The organism is Haploplasma modicum ATCC 29102 (assembly GCF_000687835.1).
GTDB lineage: Bacteria > Bacillota_I > Bacilli_A > Acholeplasmatales > Acholeplasmataceae > Haploplasma > Haploplasma modicum.
In genome coordinates this window covers 126,219-149,154 of the sequence record NZ_JHYB01000002.1, presented here as the reverse complement: position 1 = coordinate 149,154, position 22,936 = coordinate 126,219, and the positions used below count along the sequence as shown (strand labels likewise).

28 protein-coding genes, 1 tRNA gene and 1 pseudogene are annotated in these 22,936 nt (G+C 27.8%); 7 read left to right on the top strand and 23 right to left on the bottom strand.

Annotation, left to right across the window (positions count from 1 at the left end; genetic code table 11):
* Positions 1-131 precede the first annotated feature (131 nt).
* The 4 genes from T352_RS0100750 to T352_RS06995 all read left to right on the top strand — a co-directional run bounded on the left by T352_RS0100750 (position 132) and on the right by T352_RS06995 (position 1,692).
* Positions 132-698, top strand: coding sequence for an NAD(P)H-dependent oxidoreductase (locus T352_RS0100750; protein ID WP_026391328.1), 567 nt, complete (start codon positions 132-134; stop codon positions 696-698).
* Positions 699-769: 71 nt separating this feature from the next.
* Complete coding sequence (locus tag T352_RS07180) at positions 770-907, top strand: helix-turn-helix domain-containing protein (protein WP_162151065.1); 138 nt, start codon at positions 770-772, stop codon at positions 905-907.
* Between the two features lie 30 nt (positions 908-937).
* Positions 938-1,276 carry a helix-turn-helix domain-containing protein gene (locus T352_RS07175; protein ID WP_162151131.1) on the top strand — a complete coding sequence of 113 codons (339 nt, stop codon included), beginning with the start codon at positions 938-940 and terminating at the stop codon, positions 1,274-1,276.
* A 41-nt stretch (positions 1,277-1,317) separates the two neighbouring features.
* Positions 1,318-1,692: an IS3 family transposase gene (locus T352_RS06995; protein WP_084301337.1), complete on the top strand. Its 375-nt coding sequence runs from the start codon at positions 1,318-1,320 to the stop codon at positions 1,690-1,692.
* Here the strand turns inward: T352_RS06995 and T352_RS05980 are convergent.
* Positions 1,606-2,784, bottom strand: coding sequence for a phage portal protein (locus T352_RS05980; RefSeq protein ID WP_051615653.1), 1,179 nt, complete (start codon positions 2,782-2,784; stop codon positions 1,606-1,608). The two genes, T352_RS06995 and T352_RS05980, sit on opposite strands and share 87 nt — an antisense overlap.
* An 18-nt stretch (positions 2,785-2,802) precedes the next feature.
* Positions 2,803-3,234, bottom strand: a pseudogene (locus T352_RS07295) (MepB family protein).
* A gap of 83 nt (positions 3,235-3,317) precedes the next feature.
* Between T352_RS07295 and T352_RS06755 the strand changes: the two are divergent.
* Positions 3,318-3,644: an IS3 family transposase gene (locus T352_RS06755; protein ID WP_051615649.1), complete on the top strand. Its 327-nt coding sequence runs from the start codon at positions 3,318-3,320 to the stop codon at positions 3,642-3,644.
* A 293-nt stretch (positions 3,645-3,937) separates the two neighbouring features.
* On the opposite strand, the gene T352_RS0100725 is transcribed toward T352_RS06755, so the two are convergent.
* From T352_RS0100725 to T352_RS0100710, 4 genes are all read right to left on the bottom strand, one after another.
* On the bottom strand, positions 3,938-6,082 hold the full coding sequence (locus tag T352_RS0100725; protein WP_026391326.1) for a heavy metal translocating P-type ATPase: 2,145 nt from the start codon (positions 6,080-6,082) through the stop codon (positions 3,938-3,940).
* A complete protein-coding gene (locus T352_RS0100720; protein ID WP_026391325.1) occupies positions 6,072-6,443 on the bottom strand; it encodes an ArsR/SmtB family transcription factor in 372 nt (123 codons plus the stop codon). Before T352_RS0100720 ends, T352_RS0100725 begins: the two co-directional genes overlap by 11 nt.
* 221 nt (positions 6,444-6,664) lie before the next feature.
* Complete coding sequence (locus tag T352_RS0100715; RefSeq protein WP_026391324.1) at positions 6,665-7,684, bottom strand: nucleotidyl transferase AbiEii/AbiGii toxin family protein; 1,020 nt, start codon at positions 7,682-7,684, stop codon at positions 6,665-6,667.
* Positions 7,677-8,285, bottom strand: a complete 609-nt coding sequence (locus T352_RS0100710) for a DUF6088 family protein (protein ID WP_026391323.1) — start codon at positions 8,283-8,285, stop codon at positions 7,677-7,679. The genes T352_RS0100715 and T352_RS0100710 overlap by 8 nt, the downstream gene beginning before the upstream one ends.
* A gap of 902 nt (positions 8,286-9,187) precedes the next feature.
* On the opposite strand from T352_RS0100710, the gene T352_RS07390 reads away from it, so the two are divergent.
* Positions 9,188-9,391 (top strand): integrase core domain-containing protein, encoded by a 204-nt coding sequence (locus tag T352_RS07390; protein WP_162151063.1) that lies wholly within the window; start codon positions 9,188-9,190, stop codon positions 9,389-9,391.
* A 164-nt stretch (positions 9,392-9,555) separates the two neighbouring features.
* Here T352_RS07390 and T352_RS0100705 read toward each other — a convergent pair whose 3' ends face one another.
* From T352_RS0100705 to T352_RS0100690, 4 genes are all read right to left on the bottom strand, one after another.
* Positions 9,556-10,581, bottom strand: a complete 1,026-nt coding sequence (locus tag T352_RS0100705; RefSeq protein ID WP_162151062.1) for a hypothetical protein — start codon at positions 10,579-10,581, stop codon at positions 9,556-9,558.
* Positions 10,582-10,900: 319 nt separating this feature from the next.
* Positions 10,901-11,095, bottom strand: a complete 195-nt coding sequence (locus tag T352_RS0100700; RefSeq protein ID WP_026391321.1) for a hypothetical protein — start codon at positions 11,093-11,095, stop codon at positions 10,901-10,903.
* Positions 11,096-11,156: 61 nt separating this feature from the next.
* Entirely contained in the window at positions 11,157-12,059 is a 903-nt protein-coding gene (locus T352_RS0100695; protein ID WP_156951168.1) for an IS3 family transposase, read from the bottom strand.
* On the bottom strand, positions 11,996-12,370 hold the full coding sequence (locus T352_RS0100690; protein WP_026391319.1) for a transposase: 375 nt from the start codon (positions 12,368-12,370) through the stop codon (positions 11,996-11,998). The genes T352_RS0100695 and T352_RS0100690 overlap by 64 nt, the downstream gene beginning before the upstream one ends.
* A gap of 64 nt (positions 12,371-12,434) precedes the next feature.
* Between T352_RS0100690 and T352_RS05965 the strand changes: the two genes are divergently transcribed.
* Positions 12,435-12,965 (top strand): IS3 family transposase, encoded by a 531-nt coding sequence (locus tag T352_RS05965; RefSeq protein WP_051615644.1) that lies wholly within the window; start codon positions 12,435-12,437, stop codon positions 12,963-12,965.
* A 94-nt stretch (positions 12,966-13,059) separates the two neighbouring features.
* Here the strand turns inward: T352_RS05965 and T352_RS0100680 are convergent.
* The 13 genes from T352_RS0100680 to secG all read right to left on the bottom strand — a co-directional run bounded on the left by T352_RS0100680 (position 13,060) and on the right by secG (position 22,889).
* Positions 13,060-13,136, bottom strand: a tRNA-Arg gene (locus tag T352_RS0100680).
* 105 nt (positions 13,137-13,241) lie between these two features.
* On the bottom strand, positions 13,242-13,886 hold the full coding sequence (locus T352_RS05960) for a tRNA (adenine(22)-N(1))-methyltransferase (RefSeq protein WP_051615642.1): 645 nt from the start codon (positions 13,884-13,886) through the stop codon (positions 13,242-13,244).
* Entirely contained in the window at positions 13,873-15,099 is a 1,227-nt protein-coding gene (rpoD, locus tag T352_RS0100670; RefSeq protein WP_026391318.1) for an RNA polymerase sigma factor RpoD, read from the bottom strand. The genes T352_RS05960 and rpoD overlap by 14 nt, the downstream gene beginning before the upstream one ends.
* Complete coding sequence (gene dnaG / locus T352_RS05955) at positions 15,089-16,864, bottom strand: DNA primase (RefSeq protein ID WP_162151061.1); 1,776 nt, start codon at positions 16,862-16,864, stop codon at positions 15,089-15,091. The genes rpoD and dnaG overlap by 11 nt, the downstream gene beginning before the upstream one ends.
* A gap of 13 nt (positions 16,865-16,877) precedes the next feature.
* A complete protein-coding gene (locus tag T352_RS0100660) occupies positions 16,878-18,245 on the bottom strand; it encodes a glycine--tRNA ligase (protein ID WP_026391317.1) in 1,368 nt (455 codons plus the stop codon).
* Positions 18,246-18,260: 15 nt separating this feature from the next.
* Positions 18,261-18,926, bottom strand: a complete 666-nt coding sequence (recO, locus tag T352_RS0100655; protein WP_162151060.1) for a DNA repair protein RecO — start codon at positions 18,924-18,926, stop codon at positions 18,261-18,263.
* The gene (era, locus tag T352_RS0100650; RefSeq protein WP_051615637.1) at positions 18,919-19,818 is read right to left on the bottom strand and encodes a GTPase Era; all 900 of its coding nucleotides are present in this window, start codon (positions 19,816-19,818) and stop codon (positions 18,919-18,921) included. Before era ends, recO begins: the two co-directional genes overlap by 8 nt.
* The gene (gene cdd, locus T352_RS0100645) at positions 19,808-20,203 is read right to left on the bottom strand and encodes a cytidine deaminase (protein WP_026391314.1); all 396 of its coding nucleotides are present in this window, start codon (positions 20,201-20,203) and stop codon (positions 19,808-19,810) included. Before cdd ends, era begins: the two co-directional genes overlap by 11 nt.
* Before the next feature lie 4 nt (positions 20,204-20,207).
* Positions 20,208-20,624, bottom strand: coding sequence for an rRNA maturation RNase YbeY (ybeY, locus tag T352_RS0100640; RefSeq protein ID WP_051615636.1), 417 nt, complete (start codon positions 20,622-20,624; stop codon positions 20,208-20,210).
* Positions 20,614-21,567 (bottom strand): PhoH family protein, encoded by a 954-nt coding sequence (locus T352_RS0100635; protein WP_026391312.1) that lies wholly within the window; start codon positions 21,565-21,567, stop codon positions 20,614-20,616. Before T352_RS0100635 ends, ybeY begins: the two co-directional genes overlap by 11 nt.
* Before the next feature lie 116 nt (positions 21,568-21,683).
* Positions 21,684-21,857: a 30S ribosomal protein S21 gene (gene rpsU / locus T352_RS0100630; RefSeq protein ID WP_026391311.1), complete on the bottom strand. Its 174-nt coding sequence runs from the start codon at positions 21,855-21,857 to the stop codon at positions 21,684-21,686.
* Positions 21,858-21,935: 78 nt separating this feature from the next.
* Positions 21,936-22,613, bottom strand: coding sequence for an RsmE family RNA methyltransferase (locus T352_RS0100625; protein WP_026391310.1), 678 nt, complete (start codon positions 22,611-22,613; stop codon positions 21,936-21,938).
* A 42-nt stretch (positions 22,614-22,655) separates the two neighbouring features.
* Positions 22,656-22,889 (bottom strand): preprotein translocase subunit SecG, encoded by a 234-nt coding sequence (gene secG / locus T352_RS0100620; RefSeq protein WP_035344698.1) that lies wholly within the window; start codon positions 22,887-22,889, stop codon positions 22,656-22,658.
* Positions 22,890-22,936: the final 47 nt, after the last annotated feature.

Here is a 22,936-nt window from a genome sequence, read left to right as displayed (position 1 = left end):
TCCCCCTAAACAACTATATACTAATATTATACTAAATATTTCATATTTTAATTTATTTTAACACTTTACTTGATATATATTTGTTTTAAACTTAAAATAGTAAAGGAATATTTTAGAAAGAAGGTTAGAAGATGAAAAGTCTTATTATATATGCACATCCTTATGAGGGAAGTTTTAACAACTTTGTGCTTTCAAAAACAAAAAATTTATTAATTGAGAAAGGTAATTTAGTTGATGTTATTGATTTAAATAGCGACGGTTTTAATCCGGTAATGACTAAAGACGATCTTAAATTATTTAGTAAGGGGGAATATTTTGATTCACTTGCAAGTAATTATGCAAAAAGATTAAAAGAGGCAGATGAATTAGTTTTAATTTTCCCAATATGGTGGTACGGAGAACCAGCAATATTAAAAGGTTTTTATGACAAGGTTTTATTAAAAGGACATACTTATGATGAGGTTGATCACCAACTAAAAGGTTTACTTAAAGCAGATAAAGCAACTATTTTAACTACTGCAAATATTACAGAAGAAATATTTAAGTTTTTAGGTGATCCAATTAAAAATGTTTTATCAAATGGTATTTTAAATACTGTTGGTATAAATAATGTTTCATGGATTCACTGTTCAACGGTTCATGATAATAGCTCAAGAGATGAATATTTAAATAAAATTGAAGATCACTTTAATAAGTAAGAAAATAGGCAATGATATGAACCCCAATAGTTGGACCAAGTAAGATTGGAAAGACTAATGGGGTTTTTATTATGAAATTAAATTTAAAAGATAAACTAGACATCATAGATTTATACAAAGAAGGAATGCCACAATCTTTAATAGCAATCAAATATAATGTAAGTGAATTAACTATATGGATACTTACAAGGCAATATAGAGAGCATTGAAGATCGTCATTTAGTGAAAAGGGTAAAAATATTAAATATAGGCCAGAATATAAGCTAGAGATAGTAAATAGAATATTAAACGGTGAATCAAAGTCATCAATAGCTGCAGAAGTTAAAATAAACGTTGGTCAAATCTATTCTTGGTATAAAAAATATAAGACTTTAGGTTATAATGGATTAAAACAAGATTTAAGAGGCGCACATATGAAGAAAAATAAACCTATTAAACCTAAAGGTAATCTTACTAAAGATGAAGAAATTAAATATTTAAAAGAAAAAAACGAACAACTAGAAATGGAACTAGATCTTTTAAAAAAGTTGAACGCCTTGGTTCGACAAAGGAAAGAGCCACCAAAGGCGAAAAAATAAGAGTTATCTATGAATCAAGGCATAAATATAAATTAAACAAAATGTTAAAGTTCTTTGAAATAAGTAAATCAACCTACTTCTACAATATTAACAACTATGAAAATCCTGATGTTGATTTAGAATTAAAAAATCTTATTAAAGAAATCTTTAATAAGCATAAATCAAGATATGGTTATAGAAGAATTACACTAGAATTAAGAAACAAAGGATTAGTTATTAACCATAAGAGAGTTAAAAGATTAATGAGCCAGTTAGGCTTATACGGATTAACTCCTAAAGCTAAATATAAATCATATAAAGGTGAAGTTGGTAAAACCGCTAATAACAAGTTATTGGTTAAAGTAGTTGATGAAGTTAAACATACTACTAATATGAAGAGAAACTTTAAAACAACTAGAGTAAATGAAGTTTGGTAGAGTTCTTGATTCATTTAAACTCATTATTCCCAGTCCCATTAATTTTTCAATTGCTGTTACCTTAGTATTCCAAGATGCATATTGTAATCTTTCACTATAAAAGATAATCTCTTCTCCAGATTCTATTTCTTTCTTAGTTAATAAACCTAAAGAAAAAGCCTCAGACATTTGAATGGCTAAAGGCTCAATAGTTTGTTCATAAAATGAATTAAACTCTTCTTCTGTATATTTAGAATGAAAGATTGCTGCTGATACACCAAAGTAATCTAATATCTTACTTTGTAAAAACTCTAGTGTATCTTTATCAGTTAGTTTAGGGTCTGTAGTAAGTGGTACATAGTCTGCTTTAAGATCTACAGGAATAATTGAACTTCCTCTATTTCTTATTGACTGTTTAAGTATTTCATTAAATGATTCTAATTGTTTATTTTTATCAGTATCACTTAACATTGCACTCATTTTTAGTAGACCTTTAATCTGCATAGAACTTTTAAGAGCATTATCTATTCCTTGTAAAACATTCTCATTAATCTCAATAGTCTTAAGTAATGCTTCTTGGTCACCACTTGAATTAGAACCACCGAATATTTGATCACTTTGATAAAATCTCTTAAGGTGAATGATATTTTCATGTGGAATAGTAAATCCTTCTGTTCCTTCAAAGTGAAATCTTAAATAATAGTTATCATAATTATCAACAAAGGGTTCAACAACAGTTGGCTTTAAAGGATATACTCCTTTAACCTCACCCGTGTACTTATCAAACATCGGATAAATAAATGCATTATCATTCACAAATAATGTAGTAATGATATTATAAATAAATTGATAAGGTGTCATTACTTCGTTTGGCTTATGCTTTAAAAGAAAAGACAGATTACCGAGTTTTTCAGTAACTGTCTTATCTTCTTTATTTTTAATATACCTTGGTTTAAGTTTTGCACACCGACTAGCTATTCTATCAATAGCAATCTTTACTACATCTGATTTTGAAATATTAGTTCCAAACTTAACTAATGGAATACTTATATCATTTACTAATTTAAAGGACTCTTTCGAGTCCTGTTTTTGTTTTCTTTTAAATATGGCCATAGTGACCTCCGTTTAAATTTATATTGGATATTCATAGAAATAGTTTAATTGCCAACTTTGAGTCTTAATAGCAGTACTATTTAGATTTTTTTCCCAATTTGGATAAACTCTGAAACCCATTTTTCCTTTTTTATTTTGAGATGAAATTATTCCATGTTTAATCAAATCTTTTTTATTGAATAATAAATATCCTTTTTTCTCTTAATCAACTATATTTACAATTAAAAAGTCAAACTTATCTGACTCATCAAAAGATCGATTAACCTTATCTTCTTTTCTCCAAAAAGTGACAAAATATCCAGCCTTGTTTGGTGTTTTTTTAGCTAGTCGTGAATAATAAAGAAGCATATTGTGTTCAAAAGAAAACCCTTCATATTCATAATTGAAAATATCATTTCCAACAAAATTATTGTCATTGAACAATTTGTTAATTAGCTGTGTAGTTTTCATTAAGAGTACCTCCATTTTATTATATTATAACATATTCTCATACTCTAGCTTATATCTATTTAATACCGCATAAGCAATTATTAATGCAACTGCACCATGCAGTTGTTGAATCATTTTTTAAGTATTTAAAAATAGATACTTACAATTATTATTACTATGATTCACTTGAAGATCTTAAATTAGGACTCGATAAGCATATAGAAATACATAATAATTTAAGGCCTCATACATACTTAAATAATATTACTCCTAATGAATTTGAAATTGAATACTATAATAACAAAAGAAGTCTACTGGAAAGTAGACTTCTTGGCTTTATAGAGATAAAAAAAAAGACCTTTTACATTATTGGTCAAACCGGTTTAATGTGTATAAAAAGTCTTGTTAAGTCCATAACCAAGCTCCTATAATTTATACTTTTATGAGAGTTGGATTACTACAAGTATTTCTGCAAAAGAAAAAGGACCAAGTAAATGATCCTTTGACTTCTAAGCACTAAAAGTGCCAGTACTCCATACTACACTTATAGTATTAAATTCTATTGTTTTTGTCTACATGCTTTAAGCACAATATGATTTGACACTGTTATTTTATGGCATGTTTCAATTAGTATTGATAACGTATTGCTTCCACTAATCATTAGTAAGTGTTGTGTTATCTTTAAGTTTCCGTTCACAAGAGTTATAGGATGTTACTTTTCATATTACTTATTTTTATCTTTTCTCATTAATCTCATACTGTTTAGAGCAACTAAAAGAGTTGCTCCCATATCTGAGGCAATAGCAAACCATAGTGTTAACCAACCTGGAATAACAAGTAAAAGTGCAATTATTTTAATTCCAATAGCAAATGTTATATTGCTCTTAATAATTCTCAATGTTTTTCTACTAAGTTTTATAATAAAAGGCAATTTTTCTAAATCATCACCCATTAGTGCAACGTCAGCTGTTTCTAATGCAGTGTCAGTTCCAGTAGTACCCATTGCTATTCCAACTGTTGCTGCAGCAAGGGCTGGAGCATCATTGACACCATCTCCAATCATTATTACATTCGTATATTTATCCTTAAGTTCATTTATAGCTTGAAGCTTGTCTTCAGGCATCAAATTAGCTTTTACAGTATCTAAATTTAATTCTTTAGAAATTGAATTTGCTGTTACGTCATTATCTCCAGTTAACATTATAACGTCTTTTATTCCCAATTTTTTTAGTCTTGAGATAACTGATTTGCTTTCTTCTCTAACTTGATCTGCAACTGCAAGGCAACCAAAAACTTCAGACTGTGTACCAATAATCATAATCGTTTTAGCTTGATGTTGTAAAATTTCTATACTTCCTCTTATATCATTACTTATAAAAATATTCAGTTCATCTACAAAAAGGCTTAAGTTTCCAATATAATAAGTTTCATTATTTATTTGACCTGTTAATCCTTTTCCAACTATGGCTTTAAAATTATCAACTTCTATATCTTTGAAGTCAATAGCATTATTTGCTCCGTACTCAATTATAGCATTAGCTAATGGATGGGTAGAGTTTTTTTCAAGAGCACAGGCTAAGATCATTAATCTCTCTTTTGAAATTTCTTTATTATAAATCATTATATCTGTGACTGTAGGATTTCCTTCAGTTAACGTTCCTGTTTTGTCAAAAGCTATAGCCTTTGCTTTCCCCATTTGTTCTAGATATATTCCACCTTTAACTAAAACACCTTCTTTAGCCGCATTTCCAATTGCAGAAACTATCGATATTGGTGTTGATATTACTAAGGCACAAGGACAACCAACAACAAGTACGGCCAATCCTTGATATATCCAATGGCTCCATTCACCTTTGAAAAATAACGGCGGTAAAAGTATTACTAATAATGCCACTATCATAATAATCGGTGTATAGTATTTCGCAAATTTATCCACAAAAGCTTGAGCTGGCGCACGCTCTCCTTGTGCCTCTTCAACTAAGTGAATAATTTTTGCTATTGTAGTATCGGTTACCAATTTTGTTATTTCAACTTCAATTAGTCCTTCTTGATTTAATGTTCCTGCATATACATTATCATTAATAGAAACACCAAGCGGCATGGATTCACCAGTTATTGCTGCTTGATTAACACTTGTACTCCCAGATATTATTATTCCATCCATAGCAATTTTATCACCAGGCCTAACTATCATAATATCTCCAATTATTATATCATTAACATTTACTGTCTTTTCAAATCCATCACGTCTTACCATCGCTTCTTTCGGAGCAATATCAACCAACATTTTAATAGACTTTCTTGCTTTATCCATCGTAAATTTTTCTAATTCTTCGCTTAGAGAAAATAAGATAACTACTATAGCAACTTCACTCCATTGACCTATGATTGCACCACCAATTACAGCAATCGTCATCAGTGTTTTCATATCAAAATTAAATTTAAGTAAATTCTTAATTCCAGAAACAAATAAATTATATCCTGATATTATCATCGAAAATACAAAAATTAAAATAGTAATTAAATTGGTTTCAGAATTAAGATAATTTGACAAAAGGCCTAATCCTAATAATATTACCCCTATTATATTTAGTTGATATTTACTTATAAAAGATTCCTTTACATTTTTATTTATATCTCTATGTCTGTCTTCTCTTATTATTAAATTCTCAAATGATCCCGCTTTTTCAAGTTCTTCAATACTTACATTACCAGAGACCGTTATTTTTGATGCTCCAAAATTAACATTTGCGTCTTTAACATTTTTTAATGATTTCACATTTTTTTCAAATGTATTTGCGCAACTTGCGCAGCTAAATCCTTCAACATAATATGTTTTTTTTTCATTGTTATTGCTATTATTGTTCACGTAAGCTCACCTCATTCACATGTTCTATTGTTGATTTAAGTATTGAAATGATATGATTATCATCCAGTGAATAAAAAGCTAGCTTTCCTTCTTTTCTATATTTTACAATACCTTGTTTGTACATACTTCTTAAATGATGAGAAGTATTTGCTACAGTAATACCAACTATATTGGCTAAATCACAAACACATAATTCACTTGCATGTGATAGAGAATAAGCTATTTTAGCTCTATTTGAATCAGCCAAAACTTTAAACAATAATGATGCTTCACTTATATTTTCGTTCTCTATCCTTTTTTTTGTTTCATAGACCTTTTCGGAATCGAAACAATATATGTCGCACGTACTATTTTTATACACATAATCACCTCTTATTTATATTTTATCATTAATCACCATATCATTCAAGTGAGAACTTGAGTGTTATAATAACTAATAAAAAAGACCTTAACTTCAATAAGAAATCAAGGCTTAGTTCATTTAGTATATAAGACACTATGAATATACTACTATTTTATTAATATTTAGTTTACTCTAAGTTTCCGTTCACTAGGATTATCGGACGTTTATCTTTGATTAATTTATTCTTTTATATTTGATTTTAATCCTGAAATATTATTGATTTTATTCTCTATTGCCTTAATAGTATCAATAATTTCATTGAATGTTATCTTATTATCGGACTTGTAAATCATACTCAACATATTATTATAATCTCTTTCTAGATTTAATAAGTAAGTATTATTAGGTATTAACTTAAATGTTCCTATTTTAGCATTTTCAAAGTCTGCCCATTTTCTATAATAGAATATCTCATGAAAAATTCTAACATCTTCAATAAGATCATCATCAAAATCAATATTATGTTTATAGTAAGATTTATACATTTTGTAAACATCGTAATAATGTCTTGAGTACCTAATTGGATAATTATCTACCCTATTTGCTTCTCTATGTAATATTAACAGTTTTTCAACAAAAGTTCTATTTGGACTGGTAACAAGTACTTCATACTGTCCTTCATTGAATAAAGTTGGGTATGCTTTATATACATATGAATCAAGTATTATTTTCTGATTAGGTTTCCAAGCAGATATTGGTCCAATTTCAATCTTTACTTCATTTTTAATGTATGTACTATCAAAACTAGATGGATATTTAACATATATTGATAGATCATCCTTACTTAAAGTTATTGATAGTTTATGTTTAATATTATTATTAAAGTAATCACTCATCTCAGGAATTAGTTCTTTCTCATAGAAATTTAAAGCAAGTTCATTAATTTTTTCTATTTGATTACTTCTTTGATTTCTTGACTCTTCATATAAATCTTTTAGTTTTACATTAATAGCGGATTCATTTAATATAATATCTATATCTTCAGAAAATCTATTTATTAAATTATATCCTTTTGATAAGCTCGTTCCACCTTTGAATTGAAAGAATTCTCTATATTTAGATTTTTTAAATAAAAACATTAAAATAAATGAAACCCAAATATCCTTTTCTACAATAATTGCAGGGATTTGTAATTTATTTGTTGTTAATATAACTACTTCATTAATCTCTTCTAAACTATTATTTAAAAATTTAAGCATTTATACAAATCTCCTTCAGTACTTCATAAATCCAATTTGTAATTTTTACTGATTCCTTTAGTATTAAGTCACATTCATTTACAGATAATTGATTTTTAATTTTATGTATTACTTCATCATTGATATTATCTTTACCTAAAGTTCTAATAGCACTAATTAATAAACTTGATTTATCATTTAATTCATTAATTTCCACACTTCTAGTATTTTTAAATTTTATTATCGTATTTCCGTATTCATAAGTTCTATAGGGACCTGTACTTAGATATTCGTAACTGGTTGGAACTTGTTCTGATAAACCAAGTAAATTAAGTGCATGATTACCTGTTGGTATTATTTTCCATGAGAAATTATCAGCAATTTTTAATGCAAGAGTGTGAGGATTTGTTGGTACTATTTCATTTGTTAGTTTAGATACTCTAGTCTTAGTATAGATACCATCAATAACCCTTGTAATATATTCTTCTTTATTTAATCTAATTAAAATTCTTTTTACTGTATCATATGAACCGTATTTTAAAAAATCTTTAACTGTAAATAAATTATTATTAGATGTGTTACTAATTTCATTTTTTATTTGGCTTGTTATTGATTGTTGCATATCATCACTCCTTGTCCCTTTTATTATATAGTTTAAGGGACATTAAGTCAATGATTTAATCTCCTCTACGGATCTTGATATGATTAATTATTATGCTTTTATATATATATACTCTTTAATTATAAATACTCTTCTTTTATTTTTAACCAATCATTTAATAAAACAGTAGAATAAAAATACGCTTTATTTATTATATACTTAGCTTCAGTTCTAATCTTAGTAAAATTCATTCAATTATTTGGAATAAAACACTAGCATTAGTTACATAAGTGTTTTTAGAACTAGAATTGACTAATATATTGGTTAAATTGTTTGTATCAAACTCATACACCAAAATCCTCATAAATTATAATACGGAATATGTACTTTAGTTGTAATATCATTACTTTAATAAAAACTAATAAATACAATGATACTTTCTATATTATTATATAAGTTCATAATTTTTTATAAAATTACTAAAAACACTCTTTTTATAGCATAAAAGGCTTTATATAAAAGAAAATGCCACCTAATATAGGTAGCATTATTTAATTTCAAGATGTGTTATTGTGAGTGAAATGCTACACAATTTTAATGAGCGCGAGTAAAATGCACCCATAAATGGCTTCACTGAGACCAAAATGCAACATAGTTTTCTGTTGAGTGTAGTAAAATGCACCTTTTTTATGCCTTTTAAATAAATATAAAATAGGTTTAATAAAGTCAATCTAAATGTCAATTTAAAAAAGAAAGTGTGCATGAAAGATTCCTTATTTAGTTTGTTAGGTGAACGCCTTAGTTTTTTTAATTCTATAAAAAGATCCTACCATGTTAAAGATGCAAGAATGATGATATAGTAGCAATAACTTTTTTAGAAACTCTACAATTTAAATATATTTTTTCTTTTAACTCATCTTACATTGGCTAAAAATAACAATTTTATTACTAGCAATAGTAATAAAGGTAATCCATATGATAATGCTCTAGTAGAATCATTCTTTAAAACATTTAAGCGTGAAGTTCTACCAAAGAGATATTATAAAACAAAGTCTGAAGCGAAGTTAGATGTTTTAAACTATGTTGAGGTATACTATAACAAAAAAAGGTGTCATTCATCACTGTGATATATGACACCTAATGAATTCGATTTACAGAATTCTTGATTTCTCTTAACTTTTTGTCCACAAAAGTATTGACAGTCCAAGTCTTTCCAATCTTACTTGGTCCAACTATTGGGGTTCATATCAACAACCTATTTTTTTTTACTTAATATAAAACTTTGTGACTATTAACGATTGCCAGGTATAGATATAACGGAACCTTCTACTATCAAATTAACTGGCATTTTTGTAGAAGTAGTGATTTTTCCACTTGATATCATTTCTTGAACTTCAATTAAGGAAAAACCTTCTAATCTAAAATACAACTCTGACTCATCCGAATGTTCATCAAGGATTTCAATCCATTCAATATTCTTTCCTTCAATAGTTCTGTAAATAGTTATTGGAATTCCGTCATTTTTAGTTGATGCATCAAAAATTACTTGACGTAACTCTTCATCAAAAACAGCAGCGAACAATGTGAATCCATCAGGCTTTCTAAAATATATAGTAGTATCCCAACTAGCGCCGAGCTTATCATCATATACTATTATAGGTTCCATTTCAGAACCTAGTATTATCGCTTGTATTTCTATTGTCAGACTACCGTCACCTACATAATTCAACCAAAATTGGTCTTCAGATATTTTTCCATTAACAATTATATTATATGAAACAGAACCTCCAAAATCATTAGAGAATAATTCATTGTGTACTACAACATAATTTCCATTTAAGTCTACTAAAGTTGTATTTTTTATCATATCTAATACTTCTTGTTTTTGTGTTTCTCCATCACTTACAATTGAAATATGGCTTGAGTCCTCAGGTATCGACACATATTGTTCTATACCGCCAACTTCTATCTTAATACCTTCCAAATCATAAGTTATTTCTGAATATTCAGTTATTTCAGGTGTACTGATCTCTGCAATAAAAGCTGTATTATTTTCGACAGATAATTTATCTAGTATAAAACCCTCTCCTAGCTTAATACCTGGATTATCTGACAATATCATTTCACCGTCTATGTTCGAACCACTTATAGTTGCTGACACTAGTTTGAATTTAGAACCTCTAGAATATTCAAAATATATTGTAGGTGACTGTCCTATTCTCCAGTACTCTGGACTCGATAACAGTTCGAGTCTCTCATCAACTTTCTTATTTGAAAGTAACATCTGTGTATTTGAACTTACATTCTCGGTTCTCAATCGAGCTTCAAACACTATCTTTTCTTTCTTTTTACAACCAACTACTACTAACGCTAAAAACATTAACATAAATATTGAAAATAATTTTTTCATTTTTATCTCTCTCTTTTTTTTTCATTTTAAGTAAAATACACCATACTTTAACTCAATGTAGATGAAATGCATCCTATTTATATATCACTGTTGTTAAAATGCACCCATTATATATTTTTAAAATTATGTTATTTTGCATATTGATGTGATTTCCTAAATGTTTTTACACCTTTATCCATGTTTTCATCACCCTTACATCCTATATCTATAATAGCATATATATAATTTAATTTCTAATGATTTTGGATTTTATTTGATCAGGTATGATTGTTTTAACATTAAATAATTTTTTAATTTTATAATGTGTAAATCTAATAGCATCAATTTCTATAGCTTGATTTAAGTAATCAAAATCTAATTTTGGATTATTTGTTCCACTTGCAGTTTTATAATTTTCAAAATCATTTTTCCAGTTTTCCAAAGTAATCTTATCTTCATTTGAATTGATACCATTTTCTTGTACTTTATGTTCTTTGTAGTTATTATATCATTTGTTGATTCATTAACCTATATTGAATAGGTGAATACCCACCTAGAGTTAGTTTAATTCGTTCATGATTATACCAATAGATATACTCATCAATTGTTCTAATTAAATCAGATAAAGATTTAACCTTTTGTAAGTAGATGGTTTCGCATTTAAGTGTCCCGAAGAAGCTTTCAACAACTGCATTGTCATATGCATTACCTTTAGCACTCATGGATTGAGTAAATGATGCTTTCTTAAGGTAATTACGATATTTAGGTGATTGGTATAGAATACCTTGATCAGAGTGTATGAGAAGCTTTGATAAGTCTTCATTTGGGTTGATTGCTTTCTTAAGAGTTTTTAGAATCAAGTCTTGATTTTGACTCCTAGAGATTTGGTATGCTTTGATTTCACCATTGTAAAGATCTTGAATGACCGATAAATATAAACGTTTACGATTGAATCTAAATTCCGTTACATCTGTGACCCATGCGATATTAGGTTCATCTTTTTTAAAGTCTCTTTTAAGTAGATTGGGTGTAATTTTGTTTGATATTTGAGAGATATAGCGATATCTCTTTTTTCTTACCTTACAAACGATATGTAACTCTTTCATGAGCTTTACAACGGTTTTATAGGCTATTTTGACCTGATAGAAGTTTTGAAGGGCGAGTTTAATACGTCTATAGCCATATGTTTTGTTACTAGCTTCAAAGATTTCTGAAATAAGTATCTTTATATCGTGATACTTATCAGTTTCTTTACGTTGCTCATAGTAATAATAAACAGATTTTGGAAGTCCTGATATTAGAAGTAGATCTTTTAATGCATATTTTCGCCTTAGTTCTTTAACTACATTGTATTTTTGTTTGTTTGTTCCTGTTTTTGAACTAAGGCGATGAGTTTTTTTGTGTATTCAAGTTCCATTTCTAAGTGTTTCACTTTAAGTTCTAAATTTTGTTCTACCTCTTTGGATGGTATATGGAATTTTCTAACTGGATTCTTACGGTAATCTTTTGGAGTTTGAAAGAATCGTTCTTTACCATAGAGTCTATACTGATAAACCCATCTTGCAGGTAATGTATCATTTAAACTTCCTGATGTTAAATACATATCATATTTACGCGCTGCTTGACTGTATGAGAGTTCATTTTCAATGATGTCTAAAACGACCTTTAATTTGAATTCTCCGCTCCATAGTCTATTATTTTTCTTTTTATCTTTCATATGATCCCTCCTGCATATATATTAGTTTACACTAAGTACAGGTTTTTGGTATCAGTTCAATTTATTGCTCAGAAATTTTAAAACTGATAAACCCAATGTTGCTTGGGTTGGTGATGTTACTGAATTTAAATTAAGTGATAACCCTTTTTACTTATGTGTAATAATTGATCTTTATTCTAGGAAAGTAATTGCTTATAGACTAAATTCACAAAATAACACTAACTTAATATCTAATACTTTAAAAGATGCTGTTGCTAGTAGAGGTAATTGTAAGAATGTTATTTTTCATAGTGATAGAGGAAGAAACTATACTTCTTTCCAGTATAGAGAGTTAATGAGATTACTACATGTAAGAGAATCATATTCCGATGCTGGTAGCCCTCATGATAATGCAGTTGTTGAATCATTTTTCAAATATTTAAAAAGAGATACTTACAATAATGAATATTATGATACTACAGAAGAGCTTAATTTTTCTATAAAAAACTATATAGAAATATACAATAATTTAAGACCTCATACACACTTAAACAACTTAAGTCCTAATGAATTTGAAATTGAATACTATAATAATGAAAATAAGCCTACTATATAGTAGGCTTATTGGCTTTATAGAGATAAAAAAAAGACTTTTTACATTATCGGCCAAACCAGTTTAATGTGTATAAAAAGTCTTGTCATGTCCACAATGGCGTTCGAGAAGGGATTCGAACCCCCGACCGACGGCTTAGAAGGCCGTTGCTCTATCCTGCTGAGCTACTCGAACAATTTTTAATTACTATAATATTATAGCAAAGTTTAATTGGTTTGTAAAGCATAAAATTGATTAAAATGTATTAAGTGCATATATTAATTATATATGCACTTAATATTATTTAGTTAGTTTGTCTATTATGTTATTTAAGTATGATATTTGCTTTGAAAAAGGCTCTCTGTGAGCTTTTTTCTTATTTATTAAGTAGTTATAGTTGTCTAATTTGTTTTGATAATAAGCGATACTCTCACTTCTTTTCATTAAAATAGGACCAAGGTATATTTCTTCTTCTGTTAATACCATCATACCTTTAATAGCTTTTATAATTACATAGTAATACTTGTTATCTAAAACAATAACTTCATCAATGATTTTATATTTATTGTCTAGTAAGTATTTTCTTAATCTTTCAACCTTATTGTTGGCTTGAAGGATGTATACTGTGTTTTCATAACCGGGATCTAGTGCTAAAATACTATTTATTAGGTTAGCACCCATCCCTGCAATTACTACACAGTCAAACTTTCTTGAAACATTTCTAAATCCATCACTTAAAATAAAGTCAACATTATATCCTTCAAGATTTTTTTTAGCACTTTCAAGTGGTTTTATATTAATATCTGTTGCTAGAGCGCTATTTATTTTATTATTTTGAAATGCTTTTTTGATTAAATATCCATGATCAGTACCGATATCTAATAAAACATCAGTATTTTTATCAATTAAACTTTCAATAATATTTAATCTGTTATTTTTTTCCATAGTAAAAATCACGTAATTTTTGTTGTCTTGTTGGATGTTTTAACTTACGCATTGCTTTTGCTTCAATTTGGCGAATACGTTCTCTAGTTACACCAAATTCTCGACCTACCTCTTCTAAAGTATAGGTTTTACCATCTAATAATCCATTTCTAAGTCTTAATACTTTCTCTTCTCTATCAGTTAGAGTTGATAAAATCTCATCTAAGGTTTGAAGTGTCATATCTTGTAACATTGATTCATGGGGATTAAGGGTATTTGTATCACTAATAAAATCACCAAGTGATGAATCTTCTTCTTCACCTACAGTTGATTCAAGTGAGATAGGTTCTCTTGATATTCTTTGAATATTTTGAATTTTATCAGCTGACATTTCCATTTTTTCACCAATTTCTTCTGGTGTTGGTTCACGACCTAGCTCCTGTGTTAATTGTCTTGTTATTCTTGACATTTTATTGATTGTTTCAACCATATGTACTGGAATTCTAATGGTACGGGCTTGATCAGCAACAGCTCTTGTTATTGCTTGTCTAATCCACCATGTTGCATAGGTTGAAAACTTAAATCCTTTTTCATAATCAAACTTATCAACAGCACGCATTAATCCCATATTACCTTCTTGAATTAAATCTAAGAATAATAATCCACGGTTTGTATACTTTTTAGCTATTGAAACAACTAAACGATAGTTTGCTTCTACTAATTTATTTTTAGCATTTTCAGCATGAAAGACTAATAAATCAAGTTCATGTTTTTCTTCTTTAGAAATAGGAATATTTTCTTCTTTAATTCTTTCTAGTTGTTCATATGCCATTTTACCTTTTTCAGTAATCTTAGCTAACCTTATTTCTTCTTCATGATTAATTAAAGAGATTTGCCCTATTTCTTTTAAGTACATTCTAACAGGGTCATCAGTTCTAACTGTGTTAATTGTTTCTTCTATTTCAAATAGTTCATCTTCTTCAATTTCTAATCCTGCTAAGGATAAATCATCTGGTTCATCTTCTAGGTAGTCATCTGAAATTTCTAATTCATCAATTTCTTCATTACCTTTTTGTATCTTTATTAAGATTTCAATATTATTCTCTTCTAATTCTTCTATTAGCTCTTCATATAAAATTTCATCTGTGACAAATTTTTTAACTTCTTCATCATCTAATTTTTTAGACTTACCCGCTTTTTTAATTAGTTGAGCAATTATTTTATCAAATTCCATACTTTTTATCCTCCATGATTTTATTTAACTTCTTAATTGTATCTTTATATTCAATTATCTCTTTATCAGTTTTTTGATTGTTATTTAATCTTTCAACGATAAGTTCTGCGAGATATTTTTTTCTTCTTAAAAGCTCTGTTGCTTTTAAGACTTCAATTTCTCGGTCTATCTTTTTATAATTTACTTCTTTGGTTCTTGAATTGTTTTGCCAGTCTAAATGTTTAAAGACTCTATCTTCTAAGTATTTATTTTGTTCTATATCAAGTAATTCTCTAAACTCACCTAAAATAAAATATTCATTATATTCATAATATGATATAAGCTTAGTTCTTAGACCAAATGCTACTAGATTAGAGTAATGACTAATTGTTAATTGGTCATTAATATATGTAAATAGTTCTTTACTTCTAGTCATTTCAATAAATAAGGCAATATCTGATAATTCAAATTTTGATTCAAGTTTATCTTCCTTGCTTTTTATTTCTTTTTCAACAAATGTTTTTTCTTTAGGTAATTTAATATCACTACTACTTATATTTAATCTTTTAGCCAGTCTTTCCTTATATAATGAAACAACTGACATATTTGCACCCTTTAACATTGATGCAACACTAGTTTGAAACTGTTTAATATCATTTGCATTATCAAAGTTTGTTTTTGACTCATAATATTCATACATAAACTGATATGAATCTACTTTGTTTTTAAATAACTCTAAATACTTATCTAATCCATACTTTGTTAAATATTCATCTGGATCTAATCTATCAGGTATTTTTAATACTTCAACTGATAAACTACTACTATTTAAGGAAGGAATTAGTTTAATCATTGATTCAATCCCGGCATTATCACCATCAAAGGCTAAAACAACATTTTTTGTTAAGTTACCAATTAACTTAATATGAGTAGCTGTTAGTGCTGTTCCCATTGTTGCTATTGCATTTTTAATTCCGTTTTGATCACTTTTTATAACATCGAAAAAGCCTTCATGAATAATTATTTCTTGTTTTCGATTTGCTTCTAACTTAGCATTTGATAAGTTATATAAAGTATCACTTTTCTTAAAAATTGGTGTCTCAGGACTATTTACATATTTATTTTTTTCATTTTTATCTAAACTTCTTGCACTAAAACCTACAACGTTATCGTATGTGTTAGTAATAGGAAAGATTAATCTATTTCTAAAAAAGTCATAGTACGATCCATCATCACTTTGCTTAACAAGTCCAAGCGTAATCATATCTGATATATCATGATTTTTTTCTTTTAAGTAATTAAATAATGTATCTTTATCATTAGGTGCATAACCTAATTTAAACTTCTTAATTGAATCATCACTGATGTTTCGCATATTTAAATAGCTTAAGACATTTTTCCCTGATAAGCTACTATTTAAGTTTAGTTGATAAAAACTAACTGCATCATTAGCAAGTGCATAAAACTTATCATTAACATTAGTATTTTTTCTTTCATACTCGCTAACTTCAATTCCTATTCTATTTGCTAAATCAATTGCTGCTTCATTAAAACTAATATTTTTGATTCTACGATAAAAATTAATCGGTCTCCCACCACTATGACATGTCATACACATTGCAATGTTTTTTTCAGGTGAAACTGAAAAACTTGGATTACTGTCTTCATGGAAGGGACAAAGGCCAAAATAATTCTTACCCTTTCTTTCCAAAGAAATAAACTCACTAACTAGTGAGACAAGATCAGTTTCATCATCTATTCTTTTTAATATTTCATCTGGAATCATCTAAATACCACCCTTAAAATTGAATTTTATCTTCAATATATGCTCTTAATTCACTAATATTTAATCTAATTTGTTCCATTGTATCTCTATTTCTTACAGTAACAGTATCATTTTCCATTGTTTCATGATCAATTGTTATTGATAAATATGTTCCAATTTGATCTTGTCTACGGTATCTTTTACCAATATTTTGAGTATCATCATAAACAACATCAAAATATTTTGAAAGCATGTTATAAACTTCAGTTGCTTTTTCGCTATGATCTTTTTTCATTAATGGTAAAACTGCTGCTTTATATGGAGCAAGGAATGGATGAATCTTTAACAATTCTCTTGTTGTTCCATTTTCCAACTCTTCAATTTGATATGCATCATTTAAAAATGCAAGGAAAAGTCTTTCAACACCAACTGATGGTTCAATTACGTATGGAATATATCTTTCATTAGTTTCTGGATCTAAATATGTCATATCAACGCCTGAATGGTTTTGATGTGATGTTAAGTCAAAATTTGTTCTTGATGCAATCCCCCATAACTCATCAAATCCCCATGGGAATTTATATTGAATATCAGTTGTCGCATTTGAGTAATGACTAAGGGCTTCTGGTTTATGATCATCAAATCTAATATTATCATTTTTAAGACCTAAGTCTAATAACCAGTTTTTACAAAACTCTTTCCATGACTTAAAGCTTTCTAATTCTGTTCCTGGCTTTAAGAAATATTGTAATTCCATTTGTTCAAATTCTCTTGTTCTAAAAATAAAGTTACCTGGTGTAATTTCATTTCTAAATGATTTACCAACTTGAGCAATCCCAAATGGTATTTTTTTTCTTGATGTTCTTTGAACATTTTTAAAGTTAATAAAAATACCTTGTGCTGTTTCAGGTCTTAAGTAAATTTGACTAGCAGTTTCTTTTACTACACCCTGGTATGTTTCAAACATCATATTAAAAGCTCTAATTGGTGCCCAGCTAAATTTACCACAGTTTGGACATTTAATTTGCTTGTTTGTTATAACATCAAACATTTGGTCATTAGTAAAACCATCTACATTCATGTTTGCATGTTCTTCAATTAATTTATCTGCTCTAAAGCGCATGTTACATGCACGACATTCCATTAGTGGATCACTAAAGTTTTTAAGATGACCACTTGCTTCCCATACTTTAGTATTTAATAAAATTGATGAATCAATTAATACGTTATTTGGGGTTTCTCTTTGAAATTTATTAATCCAAGCTCTTTTAATATTTTGTTTTAATAGTGAACCAATTGGACCATAATCCCATGTATTAGCAAGCCCACCATATATTTCACTACCTTGGTATACAAATCCTGTTATTCTAGCATATTTAACTAGTTCTTCAAAACTAATCATAATTTTACTTCCCTTCTATTCGAGTGATTTTAATTTAAGTTCTATTTTATCTAAATAATATTTATAGATAAATTTTTCAAATATATTTTTTTCTAGCAAAGTTAATGGTTCTAACTCTTTTATATTACCATATGTTAGTTTTAATAAAGTTACAGTCTCATCATAACTTAAATCAGGAGTTATTAAACTGTTCTCATAAACAATACTACCTTCATTAATACTAAAACCTTTAATTAACTTTCCATCATTTTTAAAGTTCATTCCATATCCTAAAATATATGTAAGTTTAAGCATGAAACTAATAATTCCTTCTATTATATTAGTGCTTGTTAAAACATCAAGAGTTAGTTGATATATTTTATTATAGTGTTCTTTTTCAATAATAACTTTATTTAAAACTTCAAAAATAACATTTACTTTTTTAGTAATAAAATAATCTTTCTTTATATTACTAAAATCATTAATTAATTTTCCGTTATTTAAATAAATAAAATCACTGTTTTTATCATCATTAAAACTTATTAATGTTAAATATTGAGCAAGAATTCTATCTTTACTATTTAGCTTTTGACTTCCTCTAGCATTTATTGTAATAATACCATCTTTAGTAAGTACTTTAAGTAATCTACTATTTTCAGTATAATCTTGAACTTTATAGATTATTCCTTCTTTATTATTCATTACCATAGCCATAGCGAATTAATTCGCTTTCGCGATTTCGCCAATCTTTTTTAACTTTAACCCAAAGTGTTAAATGCACCTTTAAATCAAATTTCTTGTTGATATCTAATCTAGCATCAGTTCCTATTTGTTTTAACTTACTACCGTTTTTACCAATTAAGATTCCCTTTTGGCTGTCTCTTTCAACAATAATTAGTGCTGTAACATCAAGAGTTTTATATTTTTTATTATAATTTAATGATTCAATAATAACTGCTGTTGCGTGAGGAACTTCTTCTTCTGTATAATAAAGAATTTTTTCTCTAATAAACTCTGCCATTAGTGTTTGTTCAGTTTGATCTGTTTTAACTTCTTCTGGGTAATAAAAAGGACCATCTTCTAATATATTAGTTATATCATCTAGTAAGTAATTAATATTTGTATCATTACTTGCTGAGATTGGATATACTCCTTTAAAATCATATTTTCCTAAATAACTAATAATTATTTCATCAATTGCACTTTTATTAGGTAATAAATCAATTTTATTTATAACAAGAAAGACCGGAATTTTAATACTATTAAAATATTCAATAATATAACTCTCAGCCAAAGAATAAGCCTTATCAACAACGAAGATTACAAAATCAACTTCTTTTAAACTTGATACTGCAATTTTATCAATTCTCTTATTTAATAAATCTTTTCCTTTATGCATTCCTGGTGTATCTAAAAATACAATTTGATTATTTCCTTTTGTATATATCCCAGAAATACGATGTCTTGTTGTTTGGGGTTTATTTGATGTGATTGCAATTTTGTCTTTTAATATTTGATTAATTAATGTTGATTTACCAACATTAGGGCGTCCAACGATTGCACCAAAGCCTGATTTTGTATTATTACTTGTCATTATCTAAAATAAACCCATATGGTAATAACTCATCTGGAGTAGTTTCTTTAACTTCTCCTTTTAAGTTAGTTAAAATAATTTTTGTATCTTTTGGCATTAACTCAAACATTACTTGACGGCATGCTCCACATGGTGAGATTGGTCTATCGTCATTTGCAATAATTGTAATGCTTAAAATATCTTCTTTTTTATATCCTTGGCTATATGCACTAAATAATGCACTACGTTCAGCACAATTAGAAAGTGGATATGATGCATTTTCTATATTTGCCCCATGAATGTAGCTACCGTCTTTCATTTTTATTGCCGCACCAACTGCAAATTTTGAATATGGTGAATATGATTTATCATATGCTTTTTTAGCTTCTAAAATATTTTTTTCCATATGTTTATTTCCTTTCAATTTTAGCTTTTTTCAAGATTTCATCTTGCATTGAAAACATAATCTTTTCTTCTTCTTTGTCTATATGGTCATATCCCAGTAAATGAAGATACCCATGAACCGCAAGAAAAGCAAACTCTCTTAAAGTACTATGTCCGTATTCTTCTGCTTGTTCCATTGCACGTTTGATACAAATAAAAACATCGCCAAGTGATTGTCCTTCGAAGTCATCATTAGGGAAACTTAGGACATCTGTTACTTTATCAATATTTCTAAAGTTTAGATTAAGTTCCTTAATTCTCTCCTCAGTAACAAAGACTATTTCAATACTTCTTTTGTTTTTCTCTTTTTTTAGAGCTTTTTTTATAATCTTTTGATACTCTTTTAAATTTTCATCTGTTTCATTAAAAAAATTAACTTTCATCTTCATATCGCTCCAATATTTTTTGCACTAAAGGATTTCTTACAACGTCAATTCTTTCAAATTTAAGAATAGATATATCCTTTAGTTCTCTAAGTAAAGATACTGCATCTTTAAGTCCTGAGTCTTTACTATACTTTAAGTCCACTTGAGTAATATCACCTGTTATAACCATTTTTGAATTAAATCCAAGTCTAGTTAAAAACATCTTCATTTGCATTTTAGTAGTATTTTGGGCTTCATCTAAAATAATAAAAGCATTATCCAAAGTACGACCACGCATATATGCCAGTGGTGCTATCTCAATTACATTTTTACTAATTAAATCCTCTACAATCTTCTTACCTAAAAACTCATAAAGAGCATCATATAAGGGAATTAAATATGGATCAATTTTTTCTTTAATATCACCAGGTAAAAACCCTAGTGATTCACCTGCTTCTACAACAGGTCTTGTTAAAATAATTTTCTTTATTTTATTAGTCTTATATAACATTACTGCATAAGCAACAGCAAGATATGTTTTACCGGTTCCGGCTGGTCCTATCCCAAAAACCAAATCATAGTTTGATATATATTCTAAATACTTAACTTGATTAATTGTCTTAGGAAAAATCGGTCTTCCACGTTCATTAACTAGTAATTGTTTGCGGTTTAAATAAAAGTCAAAAATTATAGTTTTATCTTCTTTGTCTTCTAAGAGTTTAATAATATAAATAATATCTCTCTCATTAAAAATAATGTTAGTTTGTGCGAGTTTTGTAATCATATTAAATAAATCTATTAAAATTAAATTTATTTCTTTACTAGCATTACTATAGATTTGTTCAGTTGATAAAATTAATTTAATATCATAATATTGTCTAATTACTTTTAAATTTTTATCATTAGGTCCAACAATACTAGAAATTAATTCTAAATGCTTTATTTCAAATATTTTTTCCATAAACCCACTCCCTTTATTAATTATATCATAATTAACACTAGTTTTTTAGCAAATAACCTTATATTCTTTAAGTTAAAAAAACACCTAACAAGGTGTTTTATTTAATCTACAATATATTAACGATTAGCTGTTTTTGCAGCACGACGACGCATTTTCTTTTCATCACTAGGTTTAACATAGAATTTGCGTTTTTTCGCTTCTGCGAGGGTCCCAGATCTTGAAACATCTCTCTTAAAACGACGTAATGTATCTTCAATTGATTCGTTATCTTTTACGACTATCTTAGGCATGTCGACCCTCCCTTCAAACACTTTATTGTGCTTCCTTTAGTATTATATATTATTATTGCTTAATTGTCAAAAGATTTTTTATTTTAATTGCTCTAAGAGTGAAATTGCAGCAATTTCAGCTGGATATATGTATTTTCCGAGTGTAATTAGACTTGCACCAATATTTTTTAAGTATAATCTCTCATTATTACTAATCCCACCTTCTGGACCAATAATAATACAAACGCTACTTTCTATTGATATTTTGTCTTTAATATCTTTAATACTTAACTCTTTTTCTTCTTCATCAGCAAGAATTACCAAGTCAAAAGACTTAAAATCAATTCTTTTTAAGTTATCACTTACACTAATATGTGGAATCATTTCTCTATGAGATAATTCTGCTGCTTCTTTAGCAATTTGGATGTATCTATCAATTTTATGATCACTATTTTTAAGTTTAGCAATACTTCTTTCAAACTCAGTTAAAATAATATTTTTTGCCCCAAAAATTGTACTATATTTAATTGTTGTGTCTAATTTACTTCCCTTTAAAATTCCTTGAACTAGTGTGATATTTAAAGTTTGCTCAAACGCTATATCTTCAATGTATTCATAACTAACCGTTTCACCAATGTTAATACTTGCTAAAAAGCATTTGTTATCTAAACATAGCTCAACCTTATCGCCACTTTTCATTCTCATGACATTTTTGATATGAAATAAATCTTCTTTATAAAAATATTTTGTCTTAGTATCTAAAATATATCTTTGCATAATATTTCCTTTCATTAAAAAGAGCGCAAAATTGCGCTCTAATTAAAAGTTTGCATGCATTACATTTGAAACAATAACAAATGCAATAAATAAAATTGCAAGTACAGTTGTTCCACGTAACATAAATAAATCAAATCCTCTTATTTTACGATTTTTAAATAATTCAGATTTTTCTCCACTAAATGCATCTTGTATATCATCATCACCTTGTTGTAATAAAACAAAAATTGTTAAGATAATACCTGTTGCAAGTGCTAACCAATCAAATAAATTCATAAATAGCCCTCCAATTACTTTCTTATTTTAGCAATATTTTAACTTTT

What these genes read in the sequence shown, in the direction of transcription:
- T352_RS0100690 (WP_026391319.1), bottom strand. Translation starts at nt 12,370, where the DNA reads ATGAAAGATAAAAAGAAAAATAATAGACTATGGAGCGGAGAATTCAAA.
- T352_RS0100750 (WP_026391328.1), top strand. Translation starts at nt 132, where the DNA reads ATGAAAAGTCTTATTATATATGCACATCCTTATGAGGGAAGTTTTAAC.
- T352_RS0100625 (WP_026391310.1), bottom strand. Translation starts at nt 22,613, where the DNA reads ATGCAAAGATATATTTTAGATACTAAGACAAAATATTTTTATAAAGAA.
- secG (WP_035344698.1), bottom strand. Translation starts at nt 22,889, where the DNA reads ATGAATTTATTTGATTGGTTAGCACTTGCAACAGGTATTATCTTAACA.
- era (WP_051615637.1), bottom strand. Translation starts at nt 19,818, where the DNA reads ATGACAAGTAATAATACAAAATCAGGCTTTGGTGCAATCGTTGGACGC.
- T352_RS07180 (WP_162151065.1), top strand. Translation starts at nt 770, where the DNA reads ATGAAATTAAATTTAAAAGATAAACTAGACATCATAGATTTATACAAA.
- recO (WP_162151060.1), bottom strand. Translation starts at nt 18,926, where the DNA reads ATGAATAATAAAGAAGGAATAATCTATAAAGTTCAAGATTATACTGAA.
- rpsU (WP_026391311.1), bottom strand. Translation starts at nt 21,857, where the DNA reads ATGCCTAAGATAGTCGTAAAAGATAACGAATCAATTGAAGATACATTA.
- T352_RS0100710 (WP_026391323.1), bottom strand. Translation starts at nt 8,285, where the DNA reads ATGCAACAATCAATAACAAGCCAAATAAAAAATGAAATTAGTAACACA.
- dnaG (WP_162151061.1), bottom strand. Translation starts at nt 16,864, where the DNA reads ATGATTCCAGATGAAATATTAAAAAGAATAGATGATGAAACTGATCTT.
- ybeY (WP_051615636.1), bottom strand. Translation starts at nt 20,624, where the DNA reads ATGAAAGTTAATTTTTTTAATGAAACAGATGAAAATTTAAAAGAGTAT.
- T352_RS05980 (WP_051615653.1), bottom strand. Translation starts at nt 2,784, where the DNA reads ATGGCCATATTTAAAAGAAAACAAAAACAGGACTCGAAAGAGTCCTTT.
- T352_RS0100660 (WP_026391317.1), bottom strand. Translation starts at nt 18,245, where the DNA reads ATGATTAGTTTTGAAGAACTAGTTAAATATGCTAGAATAACAGGATTT.
- T352_RS06755 (WP_051615649.1), top strand. Translation starts at nt 3,318, where the DNA reads ATGCAACTGCACCATGCAGTTGTTGAATCATTTTTTAAGTATTTAAAA.
- T352_RS0100715 (WP_026391324.1), bottom strand. Translation starts at nt 7,684, where the DNA reads ATGCTTAAATTTTTAAATAATAGTTTAGAAGAGATTAATGAAGTAGTT.
- T352_RS06995 (WP_084301337.1), top strand. Translation starts at nt 1,318, where the DNA reads ATGTTAAAGTTCTTTGAAATAAGTAAATCAACCTACTTCTACAATATT.
- T352_RS05960 (WP_051615642.1), bottom strand. Translation starts at nt 13,886, where the DNA reads ATGGAAAAAAATAACAGATTAAATATTATTGAAAGTTTAATTGATAAA.
- rpoD (WP_026391318.1), bottom strand. Translation starts at nt 15,099, where the DNA reads ATGGAATTTGATAAAATAATTGCTCAACTAATTAAAAAAGCGGGTAAG.
- cdd (WP_026391314.1), bottom strand. Translation starts at nt 20,203, where the DNA reads ATGGAAAAAAATATTTTAGAAGCTAAAAAAGCATATGATAAATCATAT.
- T352_RS0100635 (WP_026391312.1), bottom strand. Translation starts at nt 21,567, where the DNA reads ATGGAAAAAATATTTGAAATAAAGCATTTAGAATTAATTTCTAGTATT.